Raw genomic sequence first — 14,310 nt, 5'->3', positions numbered from 1 at the left:
GGCGTCTTGGCGAGCGGGCCCGACGGTCACAGGAGCAGACGTTCGAGCCCCTCGCATGGTTGTACGTCAGCGCATCTGATGGTGCGTAGGCGCATCATCGCCTGGGAGCCGTAAAAGGGCCGTCAGATGGCTGTGGCGGTGACCCGTTCGCTCTCCCGCCGCTGGTCCAGCGCCTCCCGGGTGAGTTGTTCGAGGCGCGGGCACAGCACGACGGATCCACCGGCGGCCAGTGGCGCCAGAAGCCCGGCCGACAGACCGTCCCAGGAGTCGTACGGCAGACCGGACAGCAGTCGCGAGACGGGTGTCAGGCCCCGGGTCGCCGCGTCGGCACGCGCCTTCTCCACGGTCTGGGCCGCCGTCAGTTCACCGCTGCCGGCGAAGGCCAGCGCGGGCGCGTCCGGATCCACGGGAGCGTACGGCGCGAAGCGGTCGCCCTGGCTGGGCACTTCGACGGCGTAGTCGATGAAGCCCTGAGGGGGCTGCGGGAACCGTACGCCCAGGGGCCGCAGACTGAGCGCCACGCGCTCCCCGGGACAGGCGCGCGCCTCCTCCAGGGTGTCCGGTCCGCTGACCACCAGATCGGCGGAGGCGGGATCTCCTCCCAGATCCGCGACGACCCCCGTGGAGGAGCAGGCGAGCACCCAGACGGCGGTCTGCCAGTGGGCGGGCAGCAGCAGCGCCAGCCGGTCACCGGGCTGCGCGCCGAGGTCGTCCTGCACGAGATTGGCGGTCTTCGCCACCCAATTGGCGAAGGTGGCCACCGAGAGTTCGACGCGCTCTCCAGTGGCATCGTCGTAATAGGTGACCAGAGGGCGGGCGGGGTCCGCGGAGAGTGCGGATCGCAGCAGGTCCGCGGGGGTGCGATCGGAGGCGTTCACTCGCGCAAGCGTACGCGTCGCGCAGGTTCCCGAAGCGGTCCGCCTACGTCCGCATGGGGGAGCGGCGCCACCGATTCGGCCGACTAACCGTCATGTCATAAATAGACATACTAGTCCCAATATGGCCACGATTTGATACATGCGTGCACTCCTTGCTTCCTCGATCGGCGTGGCCTGCACGGCCGCACTCGCGCTCCCGCTCGCCCTCCCCTCAGGAGCGACCGCCGCACACCTGTCCGCCCACGAAGCGGCGCTGTCGGGCAGCACCCAGTCGCTGCCCCTCGTTCCGCTCCCTGCCTCCGACCGCACCGTGCCCACCGTCCCCGACGCGCAGGGTGCGCAGGGGATCTCCGCGCGGGGCGTCCGGCCCTTCTCGCTCCTCGGTGTCGTGTGGAAAAACCCGGACACCGAATTCCACGGCTCGGTGCAAGTGCGCACCCGGGCCGCCGCCACCGGCAAGTGGTCACCGTGGCGGGGCCTCCAGGCCCACATCGACCACGCCCCCGATCCCAGCTCACCGGAGCGCCGGGAGCGGAAGGCGCGAGGCAGCACCGCCCCGCTGTGGGTCGGCGCCTCGAACGGTGTCGAGGTACGCGCGGTGCCCCAGGTCGCCGGGCAGCGTAGAGGCGCCTTCGCGCTGCCGGCCGGCCTCCGCCTCGAACTCGTCCACCCGGGCGACGGCCCCGAAGGCAAACCCCGAGGCAAATCCGACGGCAAGGTCGAGGGCAAACTCGAAGGAACGCCCGAAGGCAGGCCCTACGACCAGCCCGAAGGCGATCCCGGCGATGAGGGTGAGTCCTCGGGGCGCACCGGCCGCAGTCCCGTCATGACTCCGGAGGAGGCCGCGAGTTCCGCCGTGAACGCTCAGCTGGCCCCCATGGGCGCCAAGGAGATCAAGCCCCTCGGCAAGGCGGAGACCGAGTCCGAGGCGGACTACGGCAAGGGTACGAACGGCCCCCTGGCGGGTCGCCCGTTCATCGGCCCGCGGCCCCGCATCGTCACTCGTGCCGGGTGGGGCGCCGCCGAAACGCTGCGCGACCGCAACTTCCTCTACACCAGAACGGTGAAGGCCGCGTTCATCCACCACAGCGCGACCGGGAACAACTACACCTGCAAGGAAGTTCCGGCCATCCTCCGCGCCATCTACCGTTACCACGTCAAGAGCAGCCGCTGGCGCGACTTCGGCTACAACTTCGCCATCGACAAGTGCGGGACCATCTACGAAGGGCGCGCGGGCGGTGTGGCCAAGCCGGTTCAGGGCGCACATACGCTCGGTTTCAACAGCAACAGTATGGGCATCGCCGTTCTCGGAAGCTTCAGCAAGTCCAGGCCACCCGCTGCGGCGGTGAACTCCATCGCCAAGCTCACCGCCTGGAAGCTGGGTCTGTTCGGTGTCAACCCGCGCGGCAAGACCTCCCTGGTCTCGGCCGGGAGTAACAAGTACAGAACAGGCAGCCACGTCAGATTCAATGTCATTTCCGGGCATCGCGACGGTTTCGTCACCGACTGCCCGGGACGCCACCTCTACAGCAAGCTCTTCTCGACCCGCATGAGTTCGGCGAAGCTCCAGGGCCGCTGACCGATCGCTGCCGCGCCAGTCCACGTCGGCGGCCAGGCGTCTGCATACACTGGCCGCCGACCCGACCGGCCCCGGCAGGAAGCAGAGACGACAAGGTGACAGAAGCGATCCTCCTGGTCGGCGGCAAGGGCACGCGGCTGCGCCCGCTGACGGTGCACACGCCCAAGCCCATGGTTCCCGCGGCCGGCGTGCCGTTCCTCACCCACCAGTTGGCGCGCGCCCGGGCCGCCGGCGTCGAGCACATCGTGCTGGCCACCTCGTATCTCGCCGAGGTGTTCGAGCCGTACTTCGGCGACGGCTCCTCCCTGGGCCTCCATCTGGAGTACGTGACCGAGCGCGAGCCGCTCGGCACCGGCGGAGCGATCCGCAATGTCGCCGCACACCTGCATTCCGGTCCCGAGGAACCGGTGCTCATCTTCAACGGCGACATCCTCACCGGCCTCGACATCCGCTCCCTGGTGGACACGCACCGGACCTCCGGCGCGGACGTCTCGCTCCACCTCACCCGGGTCGAGGACCCGCGCGCGTTCGGCCTCGTCCCCACCGACGCGAGCGGCCGCGTCACCGCCTTTCTCGAGAAGCCCCAGACGCCCGAGGAGATCGTCACCGACCAGATCAACGCAGGTGCCTACGTCTTCAACCGCGCCGTGATCGACGCCATCCCGTCCGGCCGCCCGGTTTCCGTCGAGCGGGAGACCTTCCCCGGCCTCCTCGACGCCGGTGCCCACCTCCAGGGCATGGTCGACTCCACCTACTGGCTGGACCTGGGCACGCCGCAGGCCTTTGTCCGCGGCTCGGCGGATCTGGTGCTCGGCCGCGCTCCTTCCCCGGCGGTGCCCGGCCGCTGCGGCGACCGGCTGATCCTGGACGGCGCCGAGGTCGCTGGCGACGCAAAGCTGACGGGTGGCACGGTCGTCGGCGCGGGAGCACGCATCGGGGCGGGCGCCCGTATCGCCGGATCCACTGTCCTGGAGGGCGCTGTGGTGGAACCCGGCGCGCACATCCAGGACTCCCTGATCGGCGCCGGCGCGCGCATCGGGGCGCGTACGGTCCTGGCGGGCGCGGTCATCGGCGACGGCGCGGTCGTCGGGGCGGACAACGAGCTGCGGGACGGGATCCGCGTGTGGTGCGGGGCTCGGATCCCGGACGCGGCGGTGCGTTTCTCGTCGGACGAGTAGGGCTGGCAACGCATCGACGGCTGCGGGCCTACGCTCGTAGGGCGACCCCGAGGAAGGTCCCTGTGAATCCCGACGCCGACCGCCTGACCCGCGCCACTGTGCGGGGCGGGTATGTGCGCGTTCCCGCGCCCCGGCAGGCGCCTGCCGTGAGCCGCCGCTGGACGCCGCCGGAGCTGTTCGACCTGGGGCTCACCGTCGGGCCGCTGCGGCGCGGCCCCGGCGATCCGGCCTTCCGTGTCACTGCGGACGGCTCGGTGTGGCGCGCCAGCCATACGCCTGTCGGCCCCGGCACCCTGCGGATCGTCCTCCGTGCGGGCGAGATCGAGGCCGAGGCCTGGGGCCCGGGAGCCGACTGGCTGCTCGACCGCCTGCCCGCCGTCCTCGGCGCGTACGACGATCCCTCGGCCTTCATCCCGCGCCACCGCCTCGTGCACGAGATGCATCGCCGCTGTCCGGGCCTGCGCCTCACACGTACGGGACTGGTGCTGGAATCCCTGGTCCCGGCGATTCTCGAACAGAAGGTCACCAGCGACGAGGCGTACCGCGCCTGGCGGCTGCTGCTCCAGCGCCATGGCGAACCGGCGCCCGGCCCGCTCGACCGCCTCCGCGTGACGCCTGACGCGCGGGGCTGGGCCATGATCCCGTCCTGGGAGTGGCACCGCGCGGGCGTCGACGGCAAGCGGGCGGCGACCATCGTCCGCGCGGCCAGAGTGGCGCCCCGCCTCGAAGAAGCGGCCTCGATGGACCTGCCCGCTGCCCTGACCCGGCTCCAGCTCATCCCCGGCATCGGCCCGTGGACGGCGGCGGAGACACTGCAGCGCAGCAACGGAGCGCCCGACGCGATCACGGTGGGGGATCTGCATGTGCCCAAGATCGTCGGCTACGCGCTGACGGGCGAGCGCGGCGCCGACGACGACCGCATGCTGGAGCTTCTGGCGCCGTACGAGGGCCAACGCCACCGTGCCTGCCGCCTGATCCTGCTATCCGGCCGCACCCCACCCCGTAGGGCGCCGCGCTTCTCGCCGAACGACATCCGGGTGATCTGACGTCGGATCACCGTCGGTCGTCGATCGTGAGGAGCGAGCGGCCCGGCCTGACGCGCGTCGCGCTACCGCACCTCGATGAAGGCATCAGCGCTCCGTGCAGCCCTCGGCAGCGGCGAAACCGCCGCGTGCCCGACCGCCACCGCTCCCATCGGATCCCAGTTCCCGGGCAGCCCCAGCACGTCCCGCACGACGTCGCGGCAGAACATCGTCGACGACACCCACGCCGACCCCAGCCGCTCGCCCGCCAGCGCCACGAGCAGATTCTGAACGCCCGCGCCGGCCGCGACCACGAACATCTCCCGCTCCGCCGCCGCCCGGCGCACGTCGGGATACGTGTGCGCCCCGTCCGCGACCAGACACGGCACCACCAAGTACGGTGCGCGTCGCAGCACCTCGCCCCGCCGTACCCGCTTGGCGATGCTCTCCTCCGACAGGCCGTCGCCCCGGAGGTCCGCGACCCACGCGTCGCGCATCGCATCCAGCAGCCGCTGCCGTGAGTCCGCCGACTCGAGCAGCACGAACCGCCACGGCGTCGTGTGATGCGGCGCCGGAGCGGTCACCGCGGCCGCGACCGCCCGCCGTACGGCCTGAGCGTCCACGGGCTCGTCCGTGAACTCCCGGACCGTGCGCCGCAGGGTGACCGCCTCTCGAATGGCCTCCGAGGTCCCCAGCCGGAACATATCGTCGGCAGGGGCGCGTACGATCGCCCGCGCGCCCTCGCCGTGCGCCTCCTCGACGACGTGTGGCAGTCCGCGGACGACGGCGACCGGCAGCCCGTCCGCCTTGCCCTTCGCCAGGTCGCCGACCGCGGCCAGTTCATCGGCGGTCGCGACGACGGTCATGCTCAGTGGGTTGCCCTGGGCATCCGTGCCGCCGCGCAGATCGTCGAGAACGCGGACGCCGGCCGCGCCGATGGCCACATCGGTCAGCCCGTTGCGCCAGGGCCTGCCGAAGGTGTCGGTCACCACCACCCCGATGTCGACGCCCAGCAGGTCCCGTAGCCCCACGCGGATCCGCCGCGCCGAGGCGTCCGGGTCCTCGGGCAGCAACAACACCGTTCCCGCCGGAGTGTTGGACGCGTCCACCCCGGCGGCCGCCATGACGAAACCGTGCCGGGTCTCGACGATCCGCGTCGGCCCGCGCCGCGCCACGACCCGTACCGACTCGGCGTCGATCGCCGCCTCGCGGTCGTGAGCCCCGACGAGCCGCCCTTCCGCCTTGGAGACGATCTTCGAGGTCACCAGCAGGACGTCACCGTGGGCCAGACCGGGCAGCCCGCAGCTGGTCGCCGCGTCGGCGATCAGCTTGGCGAGGTCGTCCCCCGCCACCACCTCCGGCATCCCGGGCAGCGCCCACACCTGGTACGCCGGTACGTCGTACGAGGACCGGGCCGTCATGCCCGTACCTCCTCGGCCAGGGTGAGTGCCTCGGCCGCCATCCGCGCCGCCGCCTCGACGTCCGTCATCATCAGCGGCACCGCCTTGGAGCGGATGCCCGCGGTGTCGATCCGGGGCACGGCGGCGGCGTCCACGGTGTCGACGAGCCAGCCGTCGAGCAGCCCCGACCCGTAGTGCTCTGCGACGGCCGTGGCCGTGGCCTCCACGCCCACCGCGGCCAGCACCTTGTCGGCCATGCCCCGCACGGGCGCGTCACCCACGATGGGGGAGAGGCCGACGACCGGTACTCCGGCATCGGCGATCGCCTCGCGCACTCCGGGGACGGCGAGGATCGTGCCGATGCTCACCACCGGGTTGGACGGGGGGAAGAGCACGACATCGGCCTCGGCGATCGCTTCGAGCACGCCGGGCGCGGGCTTGGACTGGTCCGCACCGACCGGGACGACGGCATGTGCCGGCACGGATGCCCGGAGCCGTACCCAGTACTCCTGGAAGTGCACGGCCTTGCGGCCACCGCCTTCGCCCGCGGCGGGATCGCCGATGTCCGCCGTGTCGATGAGGACATGCGTCTCGACCCGGTCGTCGGTCATCGGCAGCAGCCGCACCCCCGGCTTCCACCGGTCGCAGAGCGCTTCGGTGACCGTGCTGAGCGGGTAGCCGGCGCTCATCATCTGGCTGCGCACGATGTGCGTGGCGAAGTCCCGGTCGCCGAGCCCGAACCACTCGGGGCCCACGCCGTACGCCGCCAACTCCTCCTTGACGGTGAAGGACTCGCCGGCCCGGCCCCAGCCCTGTTCCTCGTTGATGCCGCCGCCGAGCGTGTACATCACAGTGTCGAGATCGGGACAGACCTTCAGCCCGAAGAGATGGATGTCGTCGCCGGTGTTGCCGATGACGGTGATGTCCGCGTCGGGAGCGGCCGACTTCAGACCGCGGAGGAAACGGGCGCCGCCGATGCCGCCGGCCAGAACCACAATGCGCATAGGGGCAAGTGTGTCAGCCGAAGTCCCTCAGCTGCCGCTGGGTGGGGGTATCCCCAGCGATAGCTGGGGGTACGCCCCCAGTTCCTTTGAGGGCGGGCTCGTCAGGCGCGGGCGCTCTGCAGGACGTCCGTCCTGCACTGGGCGGTGTGCATGGTCATCTCGGTCAGCCCCGGGAAGTAGACGTGCAGGCTGACGGCCGGGAGGAGACTGTCGTTGACGACCTCGTGGACGTAACCCGGTGCGAAGACGCGTTGCATGCCCGCGCCGAGCGCGCGGCGTGCGCCCGGCGCGTCCCCTGCGCCCGCCGTGTGCTCCGTCAACTCGCCGTCGAGAACGGTCAGTACGCCGGAGGAGCGGCCGTGATCGTGCAGCCCGCTGCCCTGGCCTGGAACCCAACTGAGCAGCCAGACCTCGTAGCCGGGGCCGGTGCGCAGCCGGTGGTACCACCGGCTGGTGGCGTCGTACTCGACGAGGTGCTCCCAGCTCGCGCGGTCGGCAGCGATGGTGCGGGCCAGGCCGGCGAACTCGGCGACGGTACGGGGGTGTGGGGAGACGGGCGGCAGCAGGTGCGGGATGGCGAGCGGATCGCCGGCGATCTGGACGTCGCTGTTCATGTGCGGGAGGTTTCCTCGGCAGAAGGTCTTGGGCACAGATGGCTGGAGCTCGAGGGCATCAACAGCTGGAACAGCGACAGTGAGCCTGCACAGCGCAGCGGAACCCGCGGGGGCGGGTCCGGAAAGAAGGCGCGTGCGTCACTGGCATGCCCCTAAGAACAGCGGTTCCCCTGCGTCGTGTCAACCTGGCGCCCACTTTGGTGGAGATGTTTCACCTCATCCGGTTGCCGTGGGTGCTGAAAGGTTTGTGCGCGGTGGCTCGCGGCAAGGGGGGCGGAGCGGCTGGTCCGTTGGGCGCGCGGCGGTTCATTGGCGATCACCGTTGCCTTGTCGTGACCGGATTGTGATCCACTCCGCTTCCGTGATCAAATTGCAACTGAAGGCGGGGCGGTGGCGTCGTTCTCCGTATGAAGCGGATCGCCGGTGGCTCCATGCGGTCTGTCATGGTTAATGACGATTTGAACACTTTCCGCTCGGCCTTGGTTCCGCAGAGTGAATAAGGAGCCCAATAGCAGATCTCGGCTTGACTGGCCTGGATCGGCGCACTTGTAATTTCACTCGTGTCGTTCAGCCGTCATCGGTAACGGCAGCATCACGGGGACGCAAAGACTGACGAGGGGCGCACATGACCGAGCTGTTCCAGCAACTGCTGGTCGAGGAGGCGGACGAGGAGCTCGGGTGGCAGGAGCGCGCGCTGTGCGCCCAGACCGACCCCGAGTCGTTCTTCCCGGAGAAGGGGGGATCCACCCGGGAGGCCAAGAAGGTCTGCCTGGCGTGCGAAGTCCGCTCCGAGTGCCTGGAGTACGCCCTCGCCAACGACGAGCGGTTCGGCATCTGGGGCGGCCTGTCCGAGCGTGAGCGCCGACGCTTGAAGAAGGCCGCCGTCTGAGGCCTCCGCGCCTGAAGCGGGCCGTCGTTCGAATCCCGCCTGTCCGAAAGTCGCCCACAAGCGGTCGTTTCGGTCATCACCCGACATAATTTCGGTCCGCCTCTTGACCCGTCCGGGCAGGAGGCGGACCGCTGTGCACACGCCGGTCGGCGATCATGGCCGAGCCGTTAGTGTGGGGGGCCGGTCCATGAGATGCCAACGCCCCCGCGGGGCGCGCATGTCAACCGCAGACCACACGCAGTCAGCACAGCAGTCTTCCGGGGGCTCCAATCCACGGCGGTTCCACCGCAGGCCCCCGTACCCCGTCGGAGGGCCCGTCCTCGATGTCCGTGCACAGTCACTCGGCAGCCCCGTACGACGCCGCCACGCCCGAGTTCGCGCGGCACGTCGTCACTGCCGTGCTCGTCTCCCACGACGGCGCCCGCTGGCTGCCTCGGGCACTGACCGGCCTGCTGGGCCAGGAGCGCCCCGTCCAGAACGTCATCGCCGCCGACACCGGCAGCGCCGACGAATCCGCGGCCCTCCTCACGGACGCGCTGGGCGCCGAGCGCGTCCTGCACCTCGCCCGCCGCAGCGGCTTCGGCACCGCGGTCGAGGAGGCCGTCCGTACCGCACCGGTGCTCACCCCCGACGACCTGCCGTACCTCAAGCGCCCCAGCGGCTGGGACCCCGTCACGCGCAGCTGGCGCGACGAGACGTACGACCTGCCGGAGCTGCCGCACGGCGAGCCCGTCCAGTGGCTGTGGCTGCTGCACGACGACTGTGCGCCCGAGCCAGACGCACTCGCCGAACTGCTGCGCGTGGTCGACGCCAGCCCGTCCGTGGCCGTCGTCGGCCCCAAACTGCGCAGCTGGTACGACCGCCGGCAGTTGCTCGAGGTCGGCGTCTCCATCGCCAACAGCGGCCGCCGCTGGACCGGGCTGGAGCGGCGCGAGCAGGACCAGGGCCAGCACGACCAGGTCAGGCCGGTCCTCTCCGTCTCCACGGCCGGGATGCTGATTCGGCGCGACGTCTGGGAGGAGCTCGGCGGCTTCGACCGGCGGCTGCCGCTCATGCGCGACGACGTCGACCTGTGCTGGCGCGCCCAGGCAGCCGGGCACCGGGTCCTGATCGCCCCCGACGCCGTGCTCCGGCACGCGGAGGCGGCGTCCCGGGAGCGCCGCCCCATCGACTGTGCAGGGCGATTCGCTGCTGATCCCCACCGGGTCGACAAGGCGGGCGCCGTCTACACGATGCTCGTCAACAGTCGCCTTGCCGTCCTGCCGTACGTCCTGCTCCGACTCCTCCTCGGCACCCTGCTGCGCACCCTGGCCTATCTGGTGGGCAAGGTGCCGGGCCAGGCACTGGACGAGGTGGCCGGACTGTTCGGTGTGTTGCTCAGACCCGGGCGGATCCTGGGGGCCCGTAGACGGCGCGGCCGACCGGTGGTGGAGGCGAGCGAGCTGCGGCCGCTGTTCCCGCCGCCCGGTGCCACGGTACGGGCCACGTTCGAGCAGGTCATGGGGAACTTCGGCGGGCGGTCCGAGCCCGAACTGGCGTCCGCCGGGCGGCACGGAGTGGTTGAGTCGGGGCCTGGCGGTGACGATGCGGACTTCCTGGAGATCGAGCAGTTCGCCCGGCTGAAGCGGATCGGGCGCAAGCCGGGGCCGGTGCTCTTCCTCGTTCTGCTGCTCGTCTCGCTCATCGCCTGCCGCGGCCTGCTGGGGCCGGGCGCCCTGTCCGGTGGAGCGCTGCTGCCCGCCCCGGGCGACGCCTTCGACCTGTGGGAGCGGTACACCTCCGGCTGGCACCCCGTCGGGGTGGGCGGCACGGAATCGGCACCGCCCTATCTCGCGGTCGTCGCGTCGCTGGCGACGGTGTTGTTCGGCAGCACCGGCCTCGCCATCACCGTGATGCTGGTCTGCTCGGTACCGCTCGCGGGACTCACCGCGTACTTCGTCTCCCGGCCGCTCGTCGACTCCCGGCTGCTCCGGGCTTGGGGCGGCGTGGCGTACGCCTTCCTGCCGGCCGCGACCGGTGCGCTGGCGGGCGGCCGGCTGGGCACCGCCGTCCTCGCCGTGCTGCTGCCGCTGCTGGCCCGCACGGGAGTGGCGGTGAGCGGACTGCGGCTCAAACGGCCGGCCGGGCCAGCAGGCGCGGAAGGGGGCGCGCGGCCGAGCTGGCGCGCCGTATGGGCGTACGCACTCCTGCTGAGCCTCGCGACCGCCTTCACCCCCATCGTCTGGCCGATCGCCCTGGTCCTGGGCCTCGCCGTCATCGTGGTGCGGGCCCGGCAGCAGTACCAGACCGCAGCCTATGGGGTGCGCTTCCTCGTCGCGCTCGTGACGCCGATGGTCCTGCTGGCCCCCTGGTCGCTGTCACTGCTCACCGGTCCGTCCGCGTTCCTCCGCGAGGCCGGACTGCCGTACGGTGCCGGCGCCGCGTCCGGGTTCGACCTGCTGACGCTCAGCCCGGGTGGCCCCAAGGCCACGGGTGGGCTGCTGATGATCGGCATCGTGCTGGCCGGTCTCGCCGCCCTCCTGCGCGGGGAGCGGCAGCAGGCCGTTCGCACGGCGTGGGTGGTGGCCCTCACCGGGCTGTTCTTCGCGGCCCTGGCCAACGGCTCGGCCTGGGCCGGGCCCGCCACCCTCGTCTACGGCCTCGCGCTGATCTCCGCCGCCGCGGTCGGGGCCGAGGACGCGCGTGAACGCGTCGCGGCGCAGAACTTCGGCTGGCGCCAGCCCCTCGCGGGCCTCGTCGCCCTCGCGGCCGCCGCGGCCCCGCTGCTCGCCGCCCTCGGCTGGATGGTCAGCGGCGCCGACGGGCCGGTCGAACGGCGCGATCCGGTGCAGGTCCCGGCGTTCGTTGCCGAGGAGGGCGCCACGCGCGACCAGGCTCGCACGCTCGTCCTCGGCAGTGACCAGGCGGCCGAGGTGTCGTACTCGCTCGTCCGGGGCTCGGGTGCCCGCATGGGCGATGCGGAGCTGGCCGCCGCGGGCGGCGGTGACAGCCATCTGGAAGGCGTCGTCGCCAACCTCGTCGCCGGTTCCGGCGCGGACCAGACCAGCCAGCTCGGCGGCTACGGCGTGCGCTATGTGCTCGTCCGGGACGGCGCGCCCCGCGACATGAGCCGGGTGCTCGATGCCACACCCGGCCTGACCCGCCTCAGCCAGGAGGACGGCAGCGCGTTGTGGCGGGTGGACCAGCGAGTGGCCCGCGCCACGATCGTGCCGCCCGAGACGGAGGAGGGTGCTCGGGCCGGGGCGGCGGGCGCGGCGGTAGCACCGGTGCCGGTGGCCGCCAAGCCGGTCGAGGTGCACACCGACCTCTCGGACGGTCCGGAGGGACGGGTCCTGCGGATCGCGGACCGGGCGGCGCCCGGCTGGCAGGCCACCCTCGACGGCGCACCGCTCACCCCGACGACGGTCGACGGCTGGGCCCAGGGCTTCGAACTGCCCCCGAACGGCGGCCAGTTGGACGTCACGTACGAGACCCCGGTCACGCATACCGCCTGGCTCTGGATCCAGGGGTTCCTCGCCCTCGTGGTGCTGGTCATGGCGCTGCCCGGCCGGCGCAGGGACATCGACGACGACCTTCCGGAGCCGGAGGCCGTGGGCGCCGAGGCGGCCGTGGGCGAGGGTCGGCGGGCCCGCAGGCTCCGGGCCGCCGCGGAGGCGGACCAGGCCGCCCAGCAGGGCGGGCGCGGCGGTCGTCCGGGCGGGGAGCGGCAGGACGAGCCGGGCGAAGGGGCGGCGCCCGGCGCGCAGCCTCCGCCAGGCCAGGTCCCGGAGCAGGAACAGGACGTGTTCGCGGCTGTGCCGCACCAGCAGCCGTACGGGGAGTGGGAGACCCAGGCACACCCGGGCCCCGACAACGGGCAGTACCAGGGCAGCTATCGGGACCAATACCAGGACCAATACGAGGACCAGTACCAGGGCCAGTACCCGGACCAGGACCAGTACGCGGGCTCGTACCAGTCCCCCTACCCGGGCCAGTACCAGGGCGAGCAGTACCCGGCCGACGCCTACCAGGCCGACCAGTACGGCGGCCAGTACGCCGACCCGTACGGCTACACCGGGCAGCAGCCCTACCCCGACGGCAGCTACCCGGCAGAGGGCGACACCACGTACGGGGAGGGCGCCCGGCCCGGCCCCCGCCGCGACGGGAGCGAGCAGCAGTGAACCGCACGACCCAGTCCCTGATCGGCGCCGCCGCGGCGCTGGCCGCGATCACGTCCCTCGCCGCCCTCACCGGTCCGGACGCCTCGTCGGGCTCGGCGGCGACCGCCGAGCGCCTGCCCGTCGAGCGGTCCACGCTGCTGTGCCCGGCCCCCAGCTCGTCCGACCTCGCGGAGACCGCGTATACCTCTTTCACTCCGAAGAGTGAGGTTACGAGCGCGGCGGGCCAGAAGAGCAGTGCCGACCTTCTTCCCGCGTCCCGCGGCGTCGACGGGGCGGAAGATCCCGGCGCCGGGGAGCGTGACGGCAAGGGGGCGAAGGACGACAAGGACAGCAGGAGGGGCAAGCGAGACGGGAAGGATGCCCGGGCGGGCGCGGGAGAGCGTGCCGGCAAGCCGGTCGTGGCCCTGAAGACGCCCGGTACGCCCGCCACGGCTACCACGTCCAATGCCGAGGCCCCGGCTCTGATCGGCACCGCCGAAGGCTCCCTCGCATCCGGCTGGAGCGCTCAGCAGACCACGGTGATCGGAGTGGGCAGGGGGCGCGGCGTGCACGGCGTGGCCTGCACGGCGCCGGACACGGAGTTCTGGTTCCCCGGCGTCAGCACCGGCGAGCAGCGCCACGACTACATTCACGTCAGCAATCCCGACAACGCCGCGGCCGTAGTCGATCTCGAGATGTACGGCAAGGGCGGGCTGTTGAAGACCACGGCGGGCGAGGGCATCACGGTTCCGGCCCGCTCCAGCGTCCCGGTGCTGCTGTCCACCCTCACCACCGAGCCGGCCGACGACGCCACCCTGCACGTCGTGGCCCGGGCGGGCCGCGTGGGCGCCTCCGTACAGGCCGCGGACAGCCGGGTCGGCGGTGACTGGATGCCGGCCGCCGCCGACCCGAGCGGTGCCGCCGTGCTCCCCGGTATCCCCAAGGACGCCACGTCCGTACGGCTCGTCGCGATGGCCACCGGCGACGACGACGCCGATCTGAAGGTGCGGCTCGCGGGACCGTCTGCCCAGATCACCCCGGCAGGTCACGAGACGCTGAATGTGAAGAGCGGCCTGACGACGGTCGTCGATCTCGGTGACGTCACCAAAGGCGAGCCGGGCTCGCTTCTGCTGGCGCCCGCGGAGGGCAGTGAGCCGGCGCCCTTCGTCGCGGCGCTGCGGGTCACCCGCGGCAAGGGGGGCAAGCAGGAGACGGCCTTCATCCCGGCCACAGGCGCGATCGAGGCGCAGGCCACCGCCGCCGACAACCGGGCCAAGGGCTCTGTCCTCTCGCTGGTGGCGCCGGGCGAGACGGCGAAGGTCAAGGTCGTCTCCTCGGCGGGGAGCGGGGGTGGGACCGCCGCCGGTAAGACGTACACGGTCAAGGGCGGTACGACCCTGGCTGTGACGCCTCCGGTGCCTTCAGGAGTCAAGGGCAGCTACGCGGTCACGGTCGTACGGCAGTCCGGCGGGTCCGTGCACGGGTCGCGGATGCTCGAACTCCCGCGGGGCGGCGTGCCGATGTTCACCGTCCAGAACTTGCCGGACGACCGGGGGACGGTCGCTGTTCCGGAGGCCACGCAGGATCTGTCGCTGCTGACCGAATGA

At 71.8% G+C, this 14,310-nt stretch carries 10 protein-coding genes; 6 read left to right on the top strand and 4 right to left on the bottom strand.

The window, feature by feature from the left end; genetic code table 11:
• Positions 1–122: 122 nt before the first annotated feature.
• Entirely contained in the window at positions 123–878 is a 756-nt protein-coding gene (locus tag ACTWQI_RS24325) for a TIGR03089 family protein (protein ID WP_443273716.1), read from the bottom strand.
• 139 nt (positions 879–1,017) lie between these two features.
• Between ACTWQI_RS24325 and ACTWQI_RS24320 the strand changes: the two genes are divergently transcribed.
• The 3 genes from ACTWQI_RS24320 (at position 1,018) to ACTWQI_RS24310 (ending at position 4,681) form a co-directional block, all read left to right on the top strand.
• Positions 1,018–2,457: a peptidoglycan recognition protein family protein gene (locus tag ACTWQI_RS24320; RefSeq protein ID WP_443273715.1), complete on the top strand. Its 1,440-nt coding sequence runs from the start codon at positions 1,018–1,020 to the stop codon at positions 2,455–2,457.
• Between the two features lie 95 nt (positions 2,458–2,552).
• Positions 2,553–3,635 (top strand): sugar phosphate nucleotidyltransferase, encoded by a 1,083-nt coding sequence (locus ACTWQI_RS24315; protein ID WP_443273714.1) that lies wholly within the window; start codon positions 2,553–2,555, stop codon positions 3,633–3,635.
• A gap of 98 nt (positions 3,636–3,733) precedes the next feature.
• A complete protein-coding gene (locus tag ACTWQI_RS24310; RefSeq protein ID WP_443273822.1) occupies positions 3,734–4,681 on the top strand; it encodes a DNA-3-methyladenine glycosylase family protein in 948 nt (315 codons plus the stop codon).
• 62 nt (positions 4,682–4,743) lie between these two features.
• Here ACTWQI_RS24310 and ACTWQI_RS24305 read toward each other — a convergent pair whose 3' ends face one another.
• From ACTWQI_RS24305 to ACTWQI_RS24295, 3 genes are all read right to left on the bottom strand, one after another.
• Positions 4,744–6,078: a coenzyme F420-0:L-glutamate ligase gene (locus ACTWQI_RS24305; RefSeq protein ID WP_443273712.1), complete on the bottom strand. Its 1,335-nt coding sequence runs from the start codon at positions 6,076–6,078 to the stop codon at positions 4,744–4,746.
• Positions 6,075–7,061: a 2-phospho-L-lactate transferase gene (cofD, locus tag ACTWQI_RS24300; RefSeq protein WP_443273710.1), complete on the bottom strand. Its 987-nt coding sequence runs from the start codon at positions 7,059–7,061 to the stop codon at positions 6,075–6,077. The genes ACTWQI_RS24305 and cofD overlap by 4 nt, the downstream gene beginning before the upstream one ends.
• A 101-nt stretch (positions 7,062–7,162) precedes the next feature.
• Positions 7,163–7,675: a cysteine dioxygenase gene (locus ACTWQI_RS24295; RefSeq protein WP_443273709.1), complete on the bottom strand. Its 513-nt coding sequence runs from the start codon at positions 7,673–7,675 to the stop codon at positions 7,163–7,165.
• Between the two features lie 625 nt (positions 7,676–8,300).
• Between ACTWQI_RS24295 and ACTWQI_RS24290 the strand changes: the two genes are divergently transcribed.
• The 3 genes from ACTWQI_RS24290 (at position 8,301) to ACTWQI_RS24280 (ending at position 14,310) form a co-directional block, all read left to right on the top strand.
• Positions 8,301–8,564: a WhiB family transcriptional regulator gene (locus tag ACTWQI_RS24290; protein ID WP_004952403.1), complete on the top strand. Its 264-nt coding sequence runs from the start codon at positions 8,301–8,303 to the stop codon at positions 8,562–8,564.
• 323 nt (positions 8,565–8,887) lie between these two features.
• Positions 8,888–12,724, top strand: a complete 3,837-nt coding sequence (locus ACTWQI_RS24285) for a glycosyltransferase (RefSeq protein WP_443273708.1) — start codon at positions 8,888–8,890, stop codon at positions 12,722–12,724.
• Entirely contained in the window at positions 12,721–14,310 is a 1,590-nt protein-coding gene (locus ACTWQI_RS24280) for a DUF5719 family protein (RefSeq protein WP_443273706.1), read from the top strand. Before ACTWQI_RS24285 ends, ACTWQI_RS24280 begins: the two co-directional genes overlap by 4 nt.

This window comes from Streptomyces sp. KR80 (assembly GCF_052245555.1).
GTDB lineage: Bacteria > Actinomycetota > Actinomycetes > Streptomycetales > Streptomycetaceae > Streptomyces.
This window is presented reverse-complemented; position numbering and strand designations above follow the sequence as displayed.

Coding starts and splice junctions, on each gene's coding strand:
- ACTWQI_RS24290 (WP_004952403.1), top strand. CDS start 8,301: ATGACCGAGCTGTTCCAGCAACTGCTGGTCGAGGAGGCGGACGAGGAG.
- ACTWQI_RS24285 (WP_443273708.1), top strand. CDS start 8,888: ATGTCCGTGCACAGTCACTCGGCAGCCCCGTACGACGCCGCCACGCCC.
- ACTWQI_RS24295 (WP_443273709.1), bottom strand. CDS start 7,675: ATGAACAGCGACGTCCAGATCGCCGGCGATCCGCTCGCCATCCCGCAC.
- ACTWQI_RS24320 (WP_443273715.1), top strand. CDS start 1,018: ATGCGTGCACTCCTTGCTTCCTCGATCGGCGTGGCCTGCACGGCCGCA.
- ACTWQI_RS24305 (WP_443273712.1), bottom strand. CDS start 6,078: ATGACGGCCCGGTCCTCGTACGACGTACCGGCGTACCAGGTGTGGGCG.
- cofD (WP_443273710.1), bottom strand. CDS start 7,061: ATGCGCATTGTGGTTCTGGCCGGCGGCATCGGCGGCGCCCGTTTCCTC.